General features: G+C 69.7%; 18 protein-coding genes and 4 pseudogenes. 4 read left to right on the top strand and 18 right to left on the bottom strand.

Annotation, left to right across the window (positions count from 1 at the left end; all coding sequences use genetic code 11):
* Positions 1-92: 92 nt before the first annotated feature.
* The 3 genes from AB0G47_RS29070 to AB0G47_RS29060 form a co-directional block, all read right to left on the bottom strand.
* Complete coding sequence (locus AB0G47_RS29070; RefSeq protein ID WP_360775953.1) at positions 93-284, bottom strand: hypothetical protein; 192 nt, start codon at positions 282-284, stop codon at positions 93-95.
* Positions 281-592, bottom strand: a complete 312-nt coding sequence (locus AB0G47_RS29065; RefSeq protein WP_360775950.1) for a hypothetical protein — start codon at positions 590-592, stop codon at positions 281-283. The genes AB0G47_RS29070 and AB0G47_RS29065 overlap by 4 nt, the downstream gene beginning before the upstream one ends.
* A gap of 165 nt (positions 593-757) precedes the next feature.
* Positions 758-1,273, bottom strand: coding sequence for a tetratricopeptide repeat protein (locus AB0G47_RS29060; protein ID WP_360775947.1), 516 nt, complete (start codon positions 1,271-1,273; stop codon positions 758-760).
* Positions 1,274-1,339: 66 nt separating this feature from the next.
* Between AB0G47_RS29060 and AB0G47_RS29055 the strand changes: the two are divergent.
* Positions 1,340-1,977: pseudogene (locus AB0G47_RS29055) on the top strand (IS5/IS1182 family transposase); the annotation flags it as partial.
* Positions 1,974-2,378, top strand: coding sequence for a hypothetical protein (locus AB0G47_RS29050; RefSeq protein WP_360775944.1), 405 nt, complete (start codon positions 1,974-1,976; stop codon positions 2,376-2,378). The pseudogene AB0G47_RS29055 and the gene AB0G47_RS29050, both read left to right, overlap by 4 nt.
* Positions 2,379-2,443: 65 nt before the next feature.
* On the opposite strand, the gene AB0G47_RS29045 is transcribed toward AB0G47_RS29050, so the two are convergent.
* From AB0G47_RS29045 to AB0G47_RS29030, 4 genes and pseudogenes are all read right to left on the bottom strand, one after another.
* On the bottom strand, positions 2,444-3,235 hold the full coding sequence (locus tag AB0G47_RS29045) for an arginase family protein (RefSeq protein WP_360775941.1): 792 nt from the start codon (positions 3,233-3,235) through the stop codon (positions 2,444-2,446).
* Positions 3,236-3,382: 147 nt separating this feature from the next.
* Complete coding sequence (locus AB0G47_RS29040; RefSeq protein ID WP_360775938.1) at positions 3,383-3,577, bottom strand: hypothetical protein; 195 nt, start codon at positions 3,575-3,577, stop codon at positions 3,383-3,385.
* A 93-nt stretch (positions 3,578-3,670) separates the two neighbouring features.
* A pseudogene (locus AB0G47_RS29035) lies at positions 3,671-4,528 on the bottom strand (IS5 family transposase).
* Between the two features lie 207 nt (positions 4,529-4,735).
* A complete protein-coding gene (locus tag AB0G47_RS29030; RefSeq protein WP_360775935.1) occupies positions 4,736-5,752 on the bottom strand; it encodes a WYL domain-containing protein in 1,017 nt (338 codons plus the stop codon).
* A gap of 95 nt (positions 5,753-5,847) precedes the next feature.
* On the opposite strand from AB0G47_RS29030, the gene AB0G47_RS29025 reads away from it, so the two are divergent.
* Entirely contained in the window at positions 5,848-7,086 is a 1,239-nt protein-coding gene (locus tag AB0G47_RS29025) for an FAD-dependent monooxygenase (protein ID WP_360775932.1), read from the top strand.
* 124 nt (positions 7,087-7,210) lie between these two features.
* Here AB0G47_RS29025 and AB0G47_RS29020 read toward each other — a convergent pair whose 3' ends face one another.
* Both AB0G47_RS29020 and AB0G47_RS29015 read right to left on the bottom strand, forming a co-directional pair.
* A complete protein-coding gene (locus AB0G47_RS29020; RefSeq protein ID WP_360775929.1) occupies positions 7,211-7,522 on the bottom strand; it encodes a hypothetical protein in 312 nt (103 codons plus the stop codon).
* Between the two features lie 485 nt (positions 7,523-8,007).
* The gene (locus tag AB0G47_RS29015) at positions 8,008-8,292 is read right to left on the bottom strand and encodes a hypothetical protein (RefSeq protein WP_360775926.1); all 285 of its coding nucleotides are present in this window, start codon (positions 8,290-8,292) and stop codon (positions 8,008-8,010) included.
* 270 nt (positions 8,293-8,562) lie between these two features.
* On the opposite strand from AB0G47_RS29015, the gene AB0G47_RS29010 reads away from it, so the two are divergent.
* Positions 8,563-9,180 carry an HAD family phosphatase gene (locus AB0G47_RS29010; protein WP_360776264.1) on the top strand — a complete coding sequence of 206 codons (618 nt, stop codon included), beginning with the start codon at positions 8,563-8,565 and terminating at the stop codon, positions 9,178-9,180.
* Positions 9,181-9,227: 47 nt separating this feature from the next.
* Here the strand turns inward: AB0G47_RS29010 and AB0G47_RS29005 are convergent.
* The 9 genes and pseudogenes from AB0G47_RS29005 to AB0G47_RS28965 form a co-directional block, all read right to left on the bottom strand.
* Positions 9,228-10,216: pseudogene (locus AB0G47_RS29005) on the bottom strand (NAD-dependent epimerase/dehydratase family protein).
* A gap of 110 nt (positions 10,217-10,326) precedes the next feature.
* Complete coding sequence (locus AB0G47_RS29000) at positions 10,327-10,455, bottom strand: hypothetical protein (RefSeq protein WP_360775923.1); 129 nt, start codon at positions 10,453-10,455, stop codon at positions 10,327-10,329.
* Positions 10,456-11,390: 935 nt separating this feature from the next.
* Complete coding sequence (locus AB0G47_RS28995) at positions 11,391-12,914, bottom strand: aldehyde dehydrogenase family protein (RefSeq protein WP_360775920.1); 1,524 nt, start codon at positions 12,912-12,914, stop codon at positions 11,391-11,393.
* A gap of 100 nt (positions 12,915-13,014) precedes the next feature.
* Positions 13,015-14,271, bottom strand: coding sequence for a GAF domain-containing protein (locus AB0G47_RS28990; RefSeq protein ID WP_360775917.1), 1,257 nt, complete (start codon positions 14,269-14,271; stop codon positions 13,015-13,017).
* 87 nt (positions 14,272-14,358) lie between these two features.
* Positions 14,359-14,958, bottom strand: coding sequence for an N-acetylmuramoyl-L-alanine amidase (locus tag AB0G47_RS28985; protein WP_360775914.1), 600 nt, complete (start codon positions 14,956-14,958; stop codon positions 14,359-14,361).
* Positions 14,959-15,006: 48 nt separating this feature from the next.
* A pseudogene (locus AB0G47_RS28980) lies at positions 15,007-15,159 on the bottom strand (acetamidase); the annotation flags it as partial.
* A gap of 373 nt (positions 15,160-15,532) precedes the next feature.
* Positions 15,533-16,936, bottom strand: a complete 1,404-nt coding sequence (locus tag AB0G47_RS28975) for a tetratricopeptide repeat protein (protein WP_360775912.1) — start codon at positions 16,934-16,936, stop codon at positions 15,533-15,535.
* A 184-nt stretch (positions 16,937-17,120) separates the two neighbouring features.
* On the bottom strand, positions 17,121-17,801 hold the full coding sequence (locus tag AB0G47_RS28970; RefSeq protein ID WP_360775909.1) for a class I SAM-dependent methyltransferase: 681 nt from the start codon (positions 17,799-17,801) through the stop codon (positions 17,121-17,123).
* Positions 17,802-17,914: 113 nt separating this feature from the next.
* Positions 17,915-19,114, bottom strand: coding sequence for an ROK family transcriptional regulator (locus tag AB0G47_RS28965; RefSeq protein WP_360775906.1), 1,200 nt, complete (start codon positions 19,112-19,114; stop codon positions 17,915-17,917).
* Positions 19,115-19,126: the final 12 nt, after the last annotated feature.

Here is a 19,126-nt window from a genome sequence, read left to right as displayed (position 1 = left end):
TGCCTGTGTCGTACCTTCCTGCCCGCGCCTGGAGGGGTGAACGGCCCCAGTGGTCTGTTCGGCGTCGTACCGCACCACTGGGGTCGTCCGGGTCAGTCCACGATGATGCCCGGATAGCAGTGGTCGTGGTGCCAGTCCGGGGCCACCGGGTAACCGCAGTGGCAGATTTCGGGCCGGGCCGACTCGCCCCTGGCGCGCCGGGTCAGGGCGACGATCAGGGGCTGGCGGTCCAGCCAGGACGCCGCGTCGTCCCGGTCGGTCAGGCCGAGGGCCTCCGGCGTCACGTCGAGCCCGTCGGCGAGCAACTCGATGAGCTGGTCGGCCTGTTTACGGATGAAGCGCAGGACGTTGCCACAGTAGGGCGGGGCATCTCGTCCAGTCGGTGGCGGCGGTCCTGGACGTCCTGCCAGACCTCGTCCTGGTTCAGGAGGTTCACCCAGTGCTCCTCCGAGGTCCAGCGTGCCGTCGGTGCGACGGGTCCGCCGCTGCCCGCGGACCGCACCAACTCCTGGGTCTCCACGGCCTCTTCGAGGGCCCGGCCGTACTCCGCGTGGTCCTCGGCCGCCAGGCGCCGGTAGATCGCCACGGACATGTCGGCGTCCCGCCGCGCGGCGGCGAGGCTGCCCTCGGCGCCGAGGCGGGCCTGGGCCGACTGGCGCAGGACCTTCGCGTGGCCGCTCTCGTACCGGACCGGGTCGGCCGCCGCGAGCCGTGCGGTGATCCCCGCCGCCTCGTCGGCCAGGGCGAGGGCCTCCCGTCACCGTTGCAGCCGCCCCAGATAGGTGACGAGCCGCGACGCGAGGTCGGCAAGGACGGACTCCTGCGCGGCGGGCGCCACCGCGGCAAGGCGGCGGGCGGTCGCGACCGCCTCCTGCAGCGCGGTGACTGCCTCCTCCCTGCGCCGCGACGCCCAGAGCAGGACGGACAGGTTGCCCAGGCACTGCGCCAGCTCGGACTCGTCGAGCACGAACGCGCGGGCGAGCAGCGACCCGGCGGGCGGTCCTGCCGCCAGGCCGCGCCGGGTGAACTCGATGGCCCGCGCCTGCGCGGCCACGGCGTCCGAGAGGCGGCGCAGCTGCCAGGAGAAGATGCCGAGGTTGTTCAGGGCGAGCGCGAGGCCGGTCTCGTACTGGCCCGGCTGGGTCGCCGTCAGACGCCAGAAGATCCCCACCGCTTGCTCCGTGGGGGCCATGGCCCGGTCCGGGTATCCGGCCGCAGCCAGCCCTCGGCCCACCTGTGCGAGGGCCAGGGCAAGGCCGGGCTCGTGGGCCACGGTGGGGGCCGAGGTGCTGGCGGGCTTCGGCGGGACTGGCCGCGGCGAACGCGAACAGCTCGGCGACGGCTCGCCACGTACTACTACTTCGCCGCGTGGCGGGACGACGGGACCGACCAGGCCATCCACGAACTCCTGCGCTGCCAGGTCCGTGAGCGGGCCCGCCGGTTAGAAGACCCGACCCTGGTGGTGCTGGACACGCAGAGTGTCCACGTGGCTGTGGGGGCCCCGCTGCCACGACCGGCCGGGATCCGGCGAAACGGGTACTGGGCCGCAAACGGGGAGTTGACGTGCTGGGCCTGGTTATCGCCGTGACCGTCCTCGCCGCCAGCACGCACGACAACGCCGCGGGCATCGCACTGCTGGACCAGGTCGCCGAGAGCGCCGGAGGAAGCGTCCGCAAGGCGCTGGTCGACCAGGGCTTCAAGAACCAGGTCGTCATGCACGGCACCCTCCTCGGCATCGACGTCGAGACCGTCGAACGCAACCCGCGGGACAAGGGGTTCGTCCCGCAGCCGCAGCGGTGGAGGGTCGAGCAGACCTACGGGATCCTGACACTGCACCGGCGCCTGGTCCGCGACTACGAGCACCGCCCGGCCTCCTCCGCCTCCCGCGTCCGCTGGGCCATGGCCCACGTCATGGTCCGCCGCCTCACCGGCACGAACACTCCCACCTGGCGCGACCCACAGGCGGTGACCGCGTGAGCATCCAGCTCCTCCTCGACGCGCTCGAGGTCCAGCAGGATGCCGCCCAGGCCCTGGCCGACGACCTCCGCGCCCAGATCGCCGAACTGCACAACCGGCTGCAGGAGGCCGAGACCCACCTCGAACACCTCGCGATCACCCGGAAGACCGTCACAAACCTCGCCGACCGGATCCCGGACCGGACCTCCTCACCAGACCTGCCTGAGCACCCGGACTACCCCCGCATCGTCGCCGTCTTCAACGAGGCCACCGGCCCCCTCCGGGCCCGTGATGTCTGCGAAGCCCTTGACCACGAACCACTGCCGAAGGACATCGAACGCACCCGCGCCAAGCTGAAACGCCTCGTCAGGCTCGACATCCTCACTGAGGCCGACACCGGTAGCTTCATCAGGAGGCGGTAGCCGGCCGACCTCCCTGATGGGGAAGGCCGCGGTCGTGCTCACCATCACCGCAACGCGTGGAGTCATCAGCCTGCCAACGCCGTGCCCAGCCGGCGGATGACCTCGGCCTCGCGGCCGTTGACATCGTCGCTGGACGGCGCGTGCTCGGTGATGGCCCCGCCGACGATGTCGGGCACGTTGTCGATCAGATCGATCAGTCGCTGTGGCTGCACGCCGTTCGGCTCGGGGTAGCAGGTGGAGCCGAACACCGTGGGCTCCAGCACGTCGAGATCCACGTGCACGTACACAGGGCCGTGCAAACCGTCGAGCACCCGCTCCAAGTCCTCGACACCGTGCCTGCGCAGTCCAGCCCTCGCGAGGTACTCGTGCTCGGACGCATCACCCGCTCGCTCCCCGGCAATGATCACCTGCTCGCGAGCCAGCGGCTGATCAGGCGTGAGCCCAGCCGGCCCATCACCCAGCAGAGCGCGCACCACCATGCCGTGGAAGGCACCCGATGGCAGAGTCTGCGGGCTGTATACGTCCGGATGCGCGTCGATCCACAGCACCGTCAATCGGTCACCGTAGCGGGCGTGAGCCGCAGCAATCGGCGCGATATCGACCGCGCAATCACCGCCAACAGTAATCACCCGGCCCTCAATCCCAACCAGTGCCTCTTGCGTCAACCGCTGATTCTCTATAAGAACATCAAGCGCCCGGATCCCAGCGGCCTTCTCCCCACCGATGTCAAGTACCGGCACGATCACCACTGCCTGAGCCGGGACGAGCCCAGCAGCGCGACGAGCACCAGCCACCAGCTGCGGCGCCTTGCTCGACGCCGAACCTTGCCATTGAGGCACGCAGAGCACAGTCGTCATACAGCGACACTACGAGACGCTCACCCGATCCTGCTCCCCTCGCGACCAGCAGACGGTGTCCCAACCTCAGCAAGAAACAGACATCAGCTCACGAACCACCCTCTCAGAGGGGTACCAACCTGGGTCTGCGACGTGTGCCGATCGTCCTCATCCCCCTGAGTGGACGTTAAGTCCGTTTCTGGTAGCGCCTCGTCCGGGTTGGGTGAGGAAGCCTTGGCGGGTGAGGCGTCCGAGGCGGCTGCGGGTGATGTTGACGGTCACCTCGTCGGTGGGCTTGCCGAGGAGTTCGTGCAGCTCACGGGCTCTGAACGCCCGGCTGGGGTGCTCGTCGAAGGTGTTCACGATGGAGTGGTAGGCGGTGGCCGACTCCGCCGGTGGCCCGGGCCGTGGTCTGGTTGTGCTGGGTCTGGAAGTCTGCCAGGAGCTCAATGACGTTCACGCGGCCAGCTCGAGGGTGTCGCGCCAGGTGGGGGCTGGTGTGGTGAGGCGCCGGTCATGTTGGCGATGGAGGCCCAGTAGACGCGTGAGGTGGAGGTGTCGGGGCGGTGGTCGCACTCGCGGGCCAGGCGCCGGTGCAGCATCAACGTGCCGTTGACCTGCTCGACCACCCACCGCTTGGGCTGCGGGACGAAGCCTTTGCCCTAGTCTTCGGGGGTGCGGCGGACGACTTCGACGTCGATGTTCAACAACGCGCCATGGATGACTACTTGGTCCTTGAAGCCCTGGTCCACCAGGGCCTTCTCCAGGCGCATCCCGCAGCGTCCGGCGGCCTGGTCTAGCAGGGCGGTGCCGGCGGTGTTGTCGTGGGTGGATGCGGCCAGCATGACGACGCCGATGATCAGCCCCATCACATCCACAGCCAGTCCCCGTTTGCGGCCCGACACCTTCTTGTTGGCGTCCAGTCCCGTCGTGGTCTTCGGAACACCGGCGGCCGCGCGGACGGACTGTGTCGATGATCACGAGGGACGGGTCCTCTAATCGCCGGGCTCTCTCCCGCACCTGGCAGCGCAGGAGTTCCTGGATCCGCTGGCCCAGCCCGTCCTCGCGCCACAGGCCGAAGTAGTAGAAACACCGCCGACCAGGCCGGGAAGTCGTGGGGCGGATAGCGCCACTGGCAGCCCGTCCGGTTCTGATAGAAGATCGCGTTCACAACCTCCCGGAGGTCGCATCGCAGGCCCCGGGGTCCCCGGTCGCCGACCGCGCCACCCGGTCCTGCTTCCAGGCCGTAATCATCGGCTCGATCAACACCCACTGCCCGTCCGACAAGTCACTGGGGTACGGCTCTCGCTCCATATCCCGCATCTCGGTATGGACATACCCAGAAGGCGGTCGACGTGGCGATCAGTACCACGATCGAGCGATCACGAACCGAGGAAGGTCGGACTTAACGTCCACTCAGAAGTGCCTCGCACAACACGCCGGTTTCGAGAGGACTTTTGCGAACGGTGACGTGCGAAGACGCGATCACCACCGGGGCTCTCCCGGAACTCTCACAGATGGTCATCCATGAGAAGGACTGAGGTTCTCGGTGCCGGCAATAGTGGCCCATCGGTGTGCGAGCCGGCGGCATGCGTGGACGAGTTCGGGTGGGTGGAGGTCGGTGAGTTCGGTGTCGAAGGTGGCGAGGATGCCGGCGATGCCGGCCCAGGACCAGGCGCCGAGAGTGAGCCGGCAGTACTCGGTGTCGAGGTGTTCCACGACGGAGCCGCCTGGTGCCCAGCGGGCCACGATGTGAGCGGGCAGGTTGAGCCGGGCGGTGCCGGTGCATTGCCAGGCGGCGGGGGTGTCGCCGCGGTCGTGGGTGCTCATCACGAAGTGGGCGAGGTCGGGGTGGGGAAGCGCGCGGGCGGCGAAGTGCTGCGTGGTGGGGCGGGGGTGCAGTCGATCGACGCGGCGCACTCGCCATTCATTGTCGGTGAGGTCGTAGGCGACCAGATACCACCGGGCGGCCCAGACGACCAGGTGGTGTGGCTCAATGCGGTGGGCGGGCAGGTAGTCGGGGTCACTGGGGTCGGGGCGTGTGCCGTCGGGACGCAGTGTCTCGGTGACGAGGAGGTGGCGGTGGCGTACCGCGGTTCCGACGGCGGTGAGGGCGGCCGGGTCGATGGGGGGCGCGGGGAACTCCCAATAGTTCTGCAGCCGAGTCAGGCGCAGGGATTCCATGGATGCCCGCAGCGCAGGGGGCATGACCTGGTGCAGAGCCGTCAGTGCCCGCGCCGCGTCGTCCCCGAGGCCGAACATCGTGCTTGGCGCGGTCTGCAGGGCCACCGCGACCGCGAGAGCCTGGTCGTGGTCGAACAGCAACGGCGGCAGGGTTCGCCCGGCTCCGAGCCGGTAGCCGCCGTCGGGGCCGTGGATGGTAGCGATCGGGTAGTCGAGCGCGCGCAAAGTCTCGATGTCGCGGCGGACAGTACGTTCGCTGGTCCCGAGCCGGGTGGCGAGCTCGCGCAGCGACCACTGCCGTCCTGATCCGAGCAGAGACAACAGCCGCAACGCCCGGTGTGAGGTGTTCGCCATCGTCCCACCCTGACACGGGTAGTGGCCACTCGGTGTCCATTACCGGTGTCAGGGTGGGTTCTGTTCAGCGAGCAGCGGTAGAAAGGACGTCGGGTATGCGGGTGGTCGTGGTTGGTGGCGGGATCGGCGGGCTTGCATTGGGGGCGGGGCTGCGTCGCCGGGGGATTGAGGTGGCGGTATTCGACCGCGACACCGACGTGGCGGCGACGGGCGGATACCACATCACCCTGGATGAGCGGGCGCAGTCGGCGCTCAAAGATCTGGTGGAACCGAAGATCATGCAGCGGCTGCTGGCATCGGGCTCGGCGCTGCGACTGCGCGAGCGCGACGCGTTCTGGGATCGCCGCGGCCGGCTGCTGGGCCACGGGCCGGACCTCAGCGACAGTGCAAGTATCGACGTCGATCGCATCACCCTGCGGATGCTGCTGGCCGAAGCCGTCGGAGATGGCCTGCACTTGGGATGCAACGTGTCCGGCGTCGGCCACGATGACCACGGCGCGCCCCGAGTGCTGTTCACCGACGGGGCGCCGGTCTCGGCGGATCTGGTGGTGGGCGCGGACGGCACCCACTCGGTAGTCGCCCGCCACCTGGCGGGAGGCCCGACCAACAGCCCGGCGGGCATCATCGGGTTCTCCGGCCGCACCCTCCGGCGAGACCTCAGCCCCGGCGAGCAGCAGCGACTGAGGCCACGATCGGGGCTGGCGGTCGGCCCGCGCGGAGCAGCGCTCTACGTCGGCTTCCTTGACCCGGTCGGCAACACCGCGCTCGACGCTCCCGAGTTGCGGATGTCGGTCACCACCGGACCCACCTACATCTGGGGCGCCATGTTCCCCGAATCCACCAGCACCGATTCCCTGCGCGACCTGCGTGGCGGCGAACTACAGGCCGCGCTGCTCGGCCGATTCCGCGAGCGGGGCTGGGCCGAGCACACACTCGAGGTCATCGCCCAAGCCGACCCGCACAGCGTGGCCGGATTCCGCTTCAACGCCGCCTCCACCCGCGCGGAGGATCTCGCGCCCTGGCCTGCGGGTCGTATCACCGCGCTGGGCGACGCTGTCCACGCCACACCGCCCACCGCCGGAATGGGCGCGGGCGCGGCCATCCGCGACGCCGCCAGCCTGCTCACGCACGTCAGCGCCGCCGCCGACGGCACCGCCACCCTCACCGACGCCGTGGACCATTTCGAGGCCGGCATGCGCCGGCGCGGCAGCGAAGTCCTCACCCTGGCCATGAAGACCGTCCGGTGGATCCTGGCCACCGACACCACACTCGGCGCCGCAGCCACCGTCGTGAGCACCCCGATTCTGGCCGCAGCCGCCCGGCTACGTCACTGACAGGCCACGCGACGCCCGTGCCCTGCACTCAGAGGACGCTAAGTCCGTCTCTGGTAGAGGCCGCATCAGGCTTGGGTGAGGAAGCCTTGGCAGGTGAGGCGCCCGAGGCGGCTGCGGGTGACGTTCATGGCCGGGGCGTCGGTGGGCATGCCCAGCAGTTCGTGCAGTTCACGGACGCGGAGTACCTGGCCGGGTGCTGAGAGAAGGCGTTCAGGATGTGCTGGCAGGTGGTGGCCAACTCGGGCGGTTCAGGTTCGGTCCCGTTCCGTGCGAGTTCCGCGACGACCTTCCGGGTGGTGGCCAGGTCCGCGAGACGTGCCTCGGTCTCGGCGAGGGGGGCGGTGAACTGCTCGATCTGGTCACGCAGTTCGCCAGCCCGAGCGGTGGCCTCGTCATGCCGGGCCCGGAGGTCGTTGAGGGGTTCGGTGATATTCACGCGGCCGCCTGCAGCTGCTCGGCAGCCCGCTTACTCCCGGACTCCCCGGCACGGCACAGCCGGGTCAGCCGCCGCAGAATGACCTCATACGGCGTCAATCGCGCTCCCATGCGCCCAGTGCAGCAGAGCCACCCGGAGCAGTTCTGGCCGTTGGCGAAGTTTCCTGTTGCCCCCTTCGCCGCATCCTCGACCGCCGCCCGCCACGCAACCGTGGCGGGCGGCGGCATGAGCGAGACGCCCCAGCCCGTCACGTCCGTCTTCGAACCTGGGCAGCCCTGCCCGCGGCGCACGGTGTCAAGTCTCCGGGGAGATCCGCACGTTGGAACGCCTGCGTGCCACGTGCAGTACGACCTATGCCCGTATCCGCAGCTGGTACTCGGTCTTGTGACCCCAGGCCGCCAGCTTCAACCGCTTGCGGGCGGCGGCGGTCAGGGGAACCGGACGGGCATGGCGCCTCACTTTCCCACCCGGGCAGGAGGACGACGTCACGCAGCCGGCTCTTCGCAGACATCCTCGAATACCCCCACCAGATCGGTACTCTCCACGAGTTCGGCAAGCCGCTCAAGCGCGTCAGGACGGGTCAGCGAAGCACGCCGTTCCCCGAACTCGGCCAGGGACATGTCCAGATGGAGAATCGTGACCACCTGCCGGTCATCGGCCGTGTTGCGCGCGATGTCTACCGGGACCGGGTACTTGTCGGTGCCCTCGGGCCACCACGCGTCCTTGAACTGCTCATAGGTCACGCCCGGCTTCAAGGTTCGCACGAACACCGCTCTCAGCATTGCCACTCCCTGCCCAGAACCAATTTCGGTGATGTAAGCCTATGCATCGGCGCACTCCGTGCCTGGAACGGCCCGGACGGAGGCGGGGCTGCTCGAGCTCGCTTCACCTGGGTAGTGAAGGTTCAAGGTGTTCTGCCGGCCCCCGCCCGCCGGCCCGACGGCACCGGAACGGCTGCTCGCTGAATGGTAGGCACGCGGTGAGATCGACGACGGGGAGTACCGACAACGCCTGTCTGCGCTCGGCGGCTCGGCGAAGGCCTGACGGCCTGGAGCACGATCCCCGTTGCGGAAACGGCTATCTTCGCGGCGCACGGCCATCCCTTCGGTCCCGAACAGAAAGCCCTGGTGATCGGCCGCACCGTGGAAGCCGCCGGAGAGGCCATGGCCCACTACCTCGGGCGCCCCGGCGCCGGTGCCGAACTCGCCGCCGAACTCCTCGAAAGAGTCCGCAAGGAGCTGTCCCGAGGCGCCGCGGCCCTCCCCGGGGCGGCGGAACTGGTGCGCGCCTGCCGGGCGGCCGTACCCATCGCCGTAGCCAGCAACAGCCCCCGGGAACTGCTGGATGCGGCACTGTGGTCGGCCGGTCTCGCCGACTACTTCACCCACTCGTTCGCCGCCGACGAAGTGCGCTCTCCCAAGCCTGCACCCGAGCTCTACCTCACTGCGTGCGAGGCACTCGGTACGACTCCCAAACGCTCCGTCGCCTTCGAGGACTCGGGCACAGGCATCGCATCGGCACGCGCTGCCGGGCTCTACGTCGCAGTCGTACCATCCCTTCCACGAGCCGACCTCGACCACGACTGGCTGGGCACCAGCCTGGCCGCCCCCGAATTGCGAGACTGGGCCAGGAGACTGGGAGATGGCACGGTCCGCTGACCCACTTATCGTCGTGCGCACGGGCGGGCCCAGCAGGAGACCAGCCGTCAGCCGAGAGCGTCGAGCAACTCGCGCTCGCGCTGAGCGCCGAGGCCGGCACGTCTTGCCCGGTTCAGACCCTGCTCGCGTTCCCAGAGCAGCGTGTCGGCCAGCAGCTCCGCCCCGGGCCGATGACGCAGCCCTACGGCGCGCGCCGCAGACCCGTCCCGGGCGGAAAACCCTTCCCAGCCCGGTTCGACCAGCCACATCGGCAGTGACTCGGCTCCCAATGTACTCGGCCACGCCGTTCGTGAGCAGCCATGCCGAGTCGGCGGTGATCACCGGGCCGGTGTGCCCGCCGACGGCGCGGGGCAGCTCGATCCACTCTCCGAACGCAACGACCGGACCGACAGCATCGTATGTGCCGATGGTCCCCGTCTCCGCTGCGTCGAGGAGCCAGGCGGGGAGGTCCCGTACGTCGATCGCCTGTGTCGGCATGGCCGGTGCGTCGGGAACCAGCATCGGCCCTTGCGGGTCGCGTGCGGCACGGGCCACCCAGTAGCCGGAGCGTCCGCTGTGATCCCCCGGGCCGCCGATCAGGCCGGCGTGTGCGATGAGAAGGCGGTCGCCCACAATGGCCGTCGACGCCCGTCCGCAGGCTACCTTCGCCTCGCCGTACAACGCGCGGTCGACCTCGCTCCGTTCGGTCGGAGCAAGCAGGGCCGCGGACTCATCTGCGGCCAGCGTGGCATGGGGGGGCATAGTCGCTGACGGAGGAGACATAAGCCCAGTGCCTGGCTCGGTCGCCCAGTGCGTCAAGCGCCTCACGAACGACCCCTGGCTGCCATGACACCTCGATGACCGCATCCCATTCGCGCTTGAGCAGGGGTGCATACGCCGAAGGATCACGCCGGTCGGCGGCCACCAGCGTCGCTCCGCCCGAGACTTCTCCGCTTCCGCCGCGAGCCAGGCACGTCACCCGATGACCGCGCTCAATCGGCTGTCGGGACAGCTCCCGGCCCACCCACGCCGTTCCGCCCAGAACCAAGATCTCCATCCTGACACCCAAGAAGCCGACGTCCGGCCGATGCCGGCGGATGTACGGGAGGTGCTGCGTCCGCAGCCCGACCCCGAGGCCGAGGTGCGGCAGGCCCAGCCGTGCCTCGCTCACTGCGGCTGCGACATGTAGTCGTAGTGCGGCATCCGATCATCCTCGATGCCCTCGCCCGGGGCCGGGCCGAACGCCTTGCCCGCCGCGTACATCCGCCCCTCGAAGAGCTGGCGAGCTGCTTCCATACGCTCTTGCCCTTCAGTGGGCCGGCCGAGAAGCCCCGGCTCTCGTTGATCGGGCTGGCACAGCTGCCGTTGTAGCGACAGTCCTGCTCGCCTGGGTGGAACTGCTCGTAGTCCGTGCCCGCGTAGCCGCAGCCGCCCTGGCCCCGGCAGGCACCTTTGCCGTGGCAGACGTGGAAGACGGTCGCGCACGTGCCCATGCCCGCCATGGGGACCTGGCCCGACGCGTCGAGCCCGCGCAGGAGTTGAGGCCCATGCAGACGTGCAGCTCCCGGGCCACTTCCTGGGGGAGCAGGTTCGGATCCGGGTCCGGGCACCTCTTCGGGCTGCGGGCGGAGTGCGCGGGGCTCTCACTCATGGTGGTCGTTCCTCTCGGCTCGAAGACGAAGGCCACACCCTGGCAGGGCGGCCCGAGAGGACGGCAGGGGGAGATCCGGCCACGGCGCCCCGGGACAACAGAACCGGCCACTGTCCGGTCCTCCGGTCAACGTCGGCAGCGCCCCGGGGGCGGCGGACCTCAGGAAGGAGCTCGACCCCGCCGTCCAGGACCTCGCCCTACCGAAGGCGCGGCATCCCCGAGGTGGGTGCGATTGATGCCCGCGCGGCGGCAACCTTTCGACCAGTCCACCCATGAGATATTCAACTACCCACGAGCACCAAGAGAAGCGACGTCTAAAGGCTCATCTGCTCACGACTCCCAGCGCCAGCCGAGGGATGTTCACCGATTCTGCGGTCCGTCGATGTCTTCCAGTAGGCGCGAACTCCTGTTGCAACGCTTCGACGTCGGTGAGTGCCCAATGTGGACCGTGACTGGTCCGGGAGCGCCATCGTTTCAAAGAGATTGGTTACATAGAGTTCTCACTCGTTGGCCGGAAGGGGCTGATCAGGTGAGGGCGCCTGAAGGGCAATATTTGCTCCAGGCGCCCAACTTGATGGTTCTAGAAGAACCCAAGCTTCTTGGGGGAATAGCTACAAAAAATGTTCTTGGTCTGCTGGTAGTGCTCCAGCATCATCTTGTGCGTCTCGCGCCCGATCCCGGACTGCTTGTAGCCGCCGAACGCCGCGTGCGCGGGATACGCGTGATAGCAGTTCGTCCAGACCCGGCCGGCCTGGATCGCGCGGCCCGCGCGGTAGGCGGTGTTCATGTCGCGGGTCCATACGCCCGCGCCCAGGCCGTACAGCGTGTCGTTGGCGGTCTTGATCGCGTCGTCGAAGTCGTTGAACGACGCGACCGAGACGACCGGGCCGAAGATCTCCTCCTGGAAGATCCGCATGCGGTTGTCGCCCTCGAAGATCGTCGGCTGGACGTAGTAGCCACCTGCCAACTCTCCGTCGTACGTGATGCGCTGACCGCCCGTCAGAACCTTGGCGCCCTCCTGCTGGCCGATGTCCAGGTAGGAGAGGATCTTCTCCAGCTGGTCGTTGGAGGCCTGGGCGCCGATCATCGTGTCCGTGTCCAGCGGGTGGCCCGCGACGATCTGTTCGGTGCGGGCGATCGCCGCTTCCATGAACTCGCTGTAGTGGCCGCGCTGGACGAGCGCGCGTGACGGGCAGGTGCAGACCTCGCCGTTGTTGAGGGCGAACATCGTGAAGCCCTCGAGTGCCTTGTCGCGGAATTCGTCGTTGGCCGCCCACACGTCGTCGAAGAAGATGTTCGGCGATTTGCCGCCGAGCTCCAGCGTCACCGGCTTGATGTTCTCCGAGGCGTACTGCATGATCAGCCGGCCCGTCGTGGTCTCACCGGTGAAGGCGACCTTCGCGACGCGCGCGCTGGATGCCAGGGGCTTGCCCGCCTCGATGCCGAAGCCGTTGACGATGTTGACGACGCCCGGCGGGAGCAGGTCGGCGACCAGGCTCAGCCAGTAGTGGATGGAGGCAGGGGTCTGCTCGGCGGGCTTGAGAACGACCGCGTTGCCCGCGGCGAGCGCGGGGGCGAGCTTCCAAGTCGCCATCAGGATGGGGAAGTTCCACGGGATGATCTGCGCGACGACGCCGAGCGGCTCGTGGTAGTGGTACGCGACGGTGTCCTCGTCGATCTCGCTCAGCGACCCCTCCTGCGCGCGCATGACGCCCGCGAAGTAGCGGAAGTGGTCGATGGCGAGCGGGATGTCGGCGGCCAGGGTCTCGCGGACCGGCTTGCCGTTCTCCCAGCTCTCGGCCACGGCGAGCTGCTCGAGGTTGGCTTCCATGCGGTCGGCGATCTTCCGCAGGACGTCCGCGCGTTCGGTGGTGGAGGTGCGGCCCCAGGCGGGGGCGGCGGCGTGCGCCGCGTCCAGCGCGCGTTCCACGTCTTCGGCCGTACCGCGGGCGATCTCGGTGAAGGGCTGTCCGTTGACCGGGCTCGGGTTCTCGAAGTACTGGCCGCGGGCGGGCGGTACGTACTCACCGCCGATGAAGTGGTCGTAGCGGGCCTGGTAGGAGACGAGTGCGCCCTCGGTGCCGGGCGCTGTGTAACGGGTCATCTTGGCTGGCCTCCCGGGGAAGGCTGCCCGCCGTTGGGCAGCTCTCGCCCGGAGGCTAGGAGCGCGGACGTTGCATGTACGTTGCGCACCTCGTCGCCCGTTACGTCCCGGTCGCCAGCTCCGCGTTCAGATCGTCGAGGCGGGCGAGCACCGGCGGGGTCGCCCGCACCTGGGCCAGCGCGCGCCACACCGCCAGGTCGTCCTCGCCCCACGGGGCGTGCGCCCAGTCGGACAGGAGGTCGGGGTCGCGGCGCGCGATGAGCGCCGCGCGCAGCTGGTCGGCGAGCCTGCGCCGAAGCCTGGCCACGGCAGGCGCCTGCGAGCCGGGAAGCAGCGGCCCCGCGTACGCGGAGGCGGCCGCGGTGACCGCCCCCGCCCCGAGCCGACGCTCGACGGCATCGATGTCGGACTCGACCGGCACCGCGAGCCGGTACGGGCGCGACCTCAGCAGCTCCGGCCCGATGACGGGGCGCAGCCGGGCCAGTTCGGCGCGCAGCGTCACCGGTGTCACCGACTCGTCCTCGTACAGCGCGCACAGCAACTCGTCACCGGTGAGCCCCTCCGGATGGCGGGCGAGCAGGACGAGGATCTCGCTGTGCCTGCGGCTCAGCCGGACCTTGCGGCCCCCGGTCAGCAGCAGGGCTTCATCGCGGCCGAGCGCGGTGAGCTCCACGGCGTCTTCCACCTCCACCGGCGGTGCGAGCAGCGCCAGTTGGGACTCCGCGGCGCGCGCGACGGCCTGGACGAAGGCGAGGCTGTGCGGATGCGCGAGACCGTCACCCCCGGTGATGTCGACCGCCCCGAGCAGCCGACCGGTGCGCGGATCGTGCACCGGAGCCGCCGCGCACGTCCACGGCTGGACCCGCCGGATGAAGTGCTCGGCGGCGAACACCTGCACCGGCCGGTCCACGGCCACCGCCGTACCCGGTGCGTTCGTCCCCATGGCCGACTCCGCCCACCGCGCACCTGGCACGAAGTTCATCCGCCCGGCCTTCTGACGGGTCGCCGAGTGCCCCTCGACCCAGAGCAGCCTGCCGTGCGCGTCGCACACGGCGAGCAGATGCTCACCGTCCATCGCGAACGTGCCCATCAGCTCGCGGAACAGCGGCATCACCCCGGCCAGCGGATGCTCCGCCCGATAGGAGCCGAGGTCCCCGTCGGTCAGTTCCACCGCCGCACCGGTGTCCTCGGGGCAGACCCGCGCCCGAGCCGAACGCCGCCACGAGTCGGCCACCACGGAACGGACCGGCCGCGCGACGGTCCCCGCCTCGGTGAACCTCTCATGGGCGCGGCGCAGCACCCGCACCCTCTCCGCGGGATCGGCACCGGCCTCCAGAGCCACCCATGGATCGGTCAAGTCGGCCTCCCGGGACGGCGATGCGGTGCAGCCATCGTCGCCCCGCGAGCCCGCGCCGACAAGCACCGGAACATGAGCCGACGTACGTCAGACGGAGTTCACCAGGTCCATATAGCGCGGCCAGTCCCAGTACGGTCCCGGATCGGTGTGGTCGCTGCCGGGCACCTCGACGTGCCCGATGATGTGGTCGCGGTTCTTGGGAATGCCGTATGCGTCGCAGATGTCCGAGGTCAGCAGCGCGGACTGCTCGTACATCGCGTCGGTGAAATATTCGGGCTGGTCGACCCACCCTTCGTGTTCGATGCCGATGCTGCGGGTGTTGTAGTTCCAGTTGCCGGCGTGCCAGGCGACATTGCGCTCGCGCACGCACTGGGCGATGTGGCCGTCCTCGGAGCGCACCACATAGTGCGCCGACACCTTCTTCGCCGAGTTCTGGAAGATGGCCAGGGTGTCGGCGTAGGTCTCCTGGGTGACGTGGACGATCACGAAGTCCACCGGGTAGGTGCTCGGCCGGTTCGCCGCCGTGTAGTTGGAGGTGCTCGCCGGAACCCACTCGGCGAGGGGGTAGTCGACCGCGCGGGGCCGAGCGGTCGCTCGGGTGGCGGGGAGGAGCGCGGCAGGGACGGCGGCAAGGGCCGCGCCCTGCAACAGCCGGCGCCGGCTGAGAAGGCGTCTTGCTCGATCCATTGCTGACCTACCTCTCGGTGGGGGGAACAGCTGGACTCTTTGGACTCGTCAATGGGGCAGTGACGCGGCCGTCTCTCGCAGCCGCGCATGCAGCCCCCGGTGAGTCTCGCGTGCGGGCAGCCACTCCTTGCGGACCTTGGCCACGCACGTGTAGTTGGTGTCGCAGACGCTGGCGAGCGGTGATTCGACGGTCTGCGCCGCGAGCGACCGCGGCGGCCGGCGCCATCGCCGTAATGCTCTGGAACAGGACGTCACGTAACCCGATGGCTCCGCGACGCAGTCCTGGATTGGTTTCCCCCCACACTTGAATCCCCCGATCCACGCCGGCACGCCCCGTCGCCAGGACGAGTGGTGCCTCGCCTCAATTACGTTACGGCGCTGGCTGGTTGGGGCGGAAGGGCGCGAGCTGGATCTGTGTACAGCACCGTGATTGTGGATATCGCGGTCACCCGTGAGGGGGATGGCCCACGCGGCGGCCACACCTCTCAGGATGGTTTGTGGCCCGCTCGCCCCAAGGCTGCAGGCCCTGTCACCGCAAGGCTGCGAGCCCTGGCCCCCAAGGCTGCGGATCCATTCACCCCAAAGCTGCGGCCCCGGCGGCGGCCTGTTGCTCGGCTCGGGTGCGGGCGGCAACGGCCTGGTCCGGATCGCCGAGCCGGTCGGCCAGCCGCGCCCGAGCCTGCCAGTTGTACGGGCAGATGGGGCGCAGACTGATCCGCTCGCTGAGCAGGGTGCGCGCCAGATCGTCGTGCCGGCCGGAGCGGACGGCGGCCTCCACCAGCGTGCGCTGGACGGCGTCCCGCTGCGCGTGGCTGCCGCCGAAGAAGTTGAGGCGGTTCCGGATCGGCGCGAGCAGCTCGACGACGCGGGTGTACTGCTCCCGGCGGTGCGCGATGAGGGCCTGGCACACCGGCAGCCCGATCTCGCGCGTCATCGCATGGTTGGACACCGCCGGGGAGGCCGCGGGCTCGGTGCGGGCGAGCCACAGCTCGCGGTCCTTCACGAGTCGCTCGGCATCGGCGATCCGGCCGGCCCCCGCGTACGCCATCACGGCGTGTACGTCGTTGAAGGCGTAGTACGCGCCGTCCTCCCGCCCGGCCCAGGCCTCGGCGAGCTTCGCCCAGCGCGGCCCGACATCGGCACCGACGAGGAGCAGCCGCCACAACAGGGCTGAGGCGTCCAGGAGTTCCATGGCGATTCCCTCCGAGGCCTCGTTGTGGAGGGTGTTGTCGTAGACGGCGAGGACCCGTTCGATGCTCCCCGACTCCAGCGCGTACAGGGCGTAGTGCCATGAGTTGTGCACGGACAGGAAGTTGCCGTCGGTCCAGTCCGTCGTCCGTGCGTCCATGTAGCGGATCCCATCGGCGAACCGTCCACGCATCTCGTACGTGTGGACGACCGCGTGAATGCCCCACACGTCACGCGGATGGCGCTCCACGGCGCGTAGCCCGGTCTCCTCGGCGTGGCCGTAGTGCCCCGACTCCTCGAGCCCGAAGGCGTACATCCCAAGAAGCGGGCCGAAGTGCGGGTCATCGGAGTCCCACGAGGTCAGCGCGCCGCCGATGCGGTCGCGCAGCCGCTGCGCGTCGCCCGAGAAGAAGTCGATCTGGTGACCGACGGCGAGCGCGAGGGCGTCGCGGGGATGCTCGCGGCTGAGCTCGCCGAGGATCTCCCCGGCGCGGAACATGTCCCCGTCGAGCCAGGCGTCGGCAGCGGCCGCGTGCATGCGCTCGCGCGGCGAAAGCCCTGCCAGGTCGACGGCGCCGAGGAACGCGCTGAAGTTCCGCCGCGCCGCTGCGGCTTCCCTCTCCTCGGTGCCCAGCAGCCCGAGATACGCGCCGAATACCTGCGCCATGGCGGACCGGGGAGCGGCCGTCACCATCGCCTGTGCCTCATCGGCCACCTCCCCACGGAAGAACAACAGCGCGTCGAGCGCCCGCTCGTAATGCCGCGCGGCCTCGTCGCCGATGTCACTCATGGCGTGGCCATGCCGGTCCATTTCCATGGTTGTCCCTGCTCCCGTCGGCTGCTCGCAGTCTCGCGATTCTGCCCGGGCGATGCCACGACGACGCTCGGTTTCACCGGAAGGAGGCTGACGGAACGGGCCAAGGGGAGGGAACGAGCCAAGGGGCGGGGAAATGCGCCAAGAGAAGACTGCCGCTTCACGCTGAGCCGTGGGGCGGCCGAGGTTCCGCGATGCCGACGATGAACTTCCCTGCCACGGTTCGGATGTGGGCCGACCAGCCCAGGGCCGTCAGGTCATCCGTGAGCGTCCGGGGGTCGTGGAACACCTTCACGATGCGGTACCGGCTGCCGTCGTCGAGACGCCGCACGGCGGCCGGTGCGGACCTCTCCGAGAACCTCTCCGAGAGGATTTCCTCCCGCGCGGCCTCGGCGGGCCCGTCGTCGATGAAGATCGCTTTGCCGCCCGGCGCGAGCGCGGCAGCGATGGTGCTCCAGAAGTCGGACAGCCGCACCGGCGGAACGTGAGAGAGCCAGAAGCCGAAGAACACCGTGTCGTAGCGCCTCGGCGGCTGCCACCCGAACATGTCGGCCTGGATGAACCGGACATGGGGAGACGCGGCACGGGACCGGGCGATGGCCAGGGTCTCGGCCGCCGCGTCGACTGCCGTCACCGAACGCGCCCGCGCGGCGAGCATCGTGGTCCACTGGCCCGTCCCGCAGGCCAGCTCCAGTACGTCCTCGCCGATGGGGAGGTCGGCGGTGACCGTCAGCAGGTCCTGGAGGTCCTGCCGTTGCGCGTAGGGCCGGTCGTACTCGGCCGCGCCGGCCCGGTAGTAGGCCATCTGCTCCGCCAGAAGTGCATCGTCACCGCTTCCCATGGCCCGGACCATAGCCAACACGGAGTGACGGCCCCAGATCATGAGAGAGCCCAGATCATGAGAGAGGGGGAGCGAGGCTCTTCAGGCAGGCCGCCGAACCGGCTGAAGGTCCGTCAGGACACTCCCGCCGGATCGTCGAGGACCGCCCGTACGACCGAGTGTGCGGCGCCCAGCAACGGTCCGTCGGAGCCAAGTCGGGAGACCGCTACGCCGCAGCCCGTCCCCGCGGTGCGGCGCTCCAGCTCGGCCTCCAGAGGCGGCAGCAGCCACGGCGCGAGCCGGGAGAGCGCCCCGCCGAGGACCACGCACCGGGGGTCAAGGAGGTTCACCGCACCGGTGAGCGCGATGCCCAGCGCGGTCCCGGCGTCCTGCAGCGCGCGGCGCACGTCCTGGTCGCCCTGCGTGGCACGCTCGGTCAGGAGCCCGACCCGGTCCGCGCCAGGTGCAAGGCCCGCGCTCCGTAGTACGGCTTCCTCACCCGCGTACTGCTCAAGACAGCCACGACCGCCGCACGGACACGCCGGGCCATCGGGCCGCACCGGAACATGTCCCAGCTCGCCCGCGAAGCCGCGCGTCCCGCGCAGCAGCCGTCCGTCGACGACCAGCGCGGCACCGATGCCGATCTCGGCGGAGACGTGGAGAAAGTCCTGCGGCACCTCGTCGCCGAGCCACAGCTCGGCCAGGGCGCCGAAGTTCGCCTCGTTGTCCACGGTCAGCGGCAGCTTGCCCGGGAGCAGCGCGGCGAGGTCGACGTCATACCAGTCGAGGTTGGGGGCATGGACGACCGTGCCCGTGTCGCGGGCGACCAGACCGGGCACGGCGACGGCGAGCCCCGCAGGACGCAGCCCTTCCCGGCCCGCCTCGGTGTTCACCTGCCGCACCAGCGCGACGAGTTCCTTGAGGACGGGCTCGGGCGCGCGCCCCCGGTTGCTGCCCTGACGCACGGCACGCGCGCGTACCTCTCCGCGCAGATCGACCGCGCACACCGCGAGATGGTCGACGCCCACTTCCGCGCCGATGCCGGCCGGACCGCGCCCGCTGATCGCGAGAGCGGAACCGGGCCGGCCCACCCTGCCGGGGCGCTCGGGACCGAGCTCGTCCAGGAGCCCGGAACGGATCAGCTCGTCCACCAAGGTGGAGACCGCGGCCCGCGTCAGGCCGATCCGGGAGGCCACGGCGGCACGGGACAGCGGGCCTTGCGCGGCGACAGCGTGCAGGACACGCGAGAGGTTCCGGCGGCGCATGCCCTGCTGGGTGTCCGGGAGCGGGGCGCCGGACGCACCCTGCCGCGTGCCGTGCGGTGGTGCGGTCATGCCCCCGTCAGC

This window comes from Streptomyces sp. NPDC021622 (genome assembly GCF_040640795.1).
In the GTDB taxonomy this organism is placed as follows: Bacteria; Actinomycetota; Actinomycetes; order Streptomycetales; family Streptomycetaceae; genus Streptomyces.
Note: the sequence above shows the minus strand (reverse complement) of the source record. Positions and strands in the feature narration are given on the sequence as shown.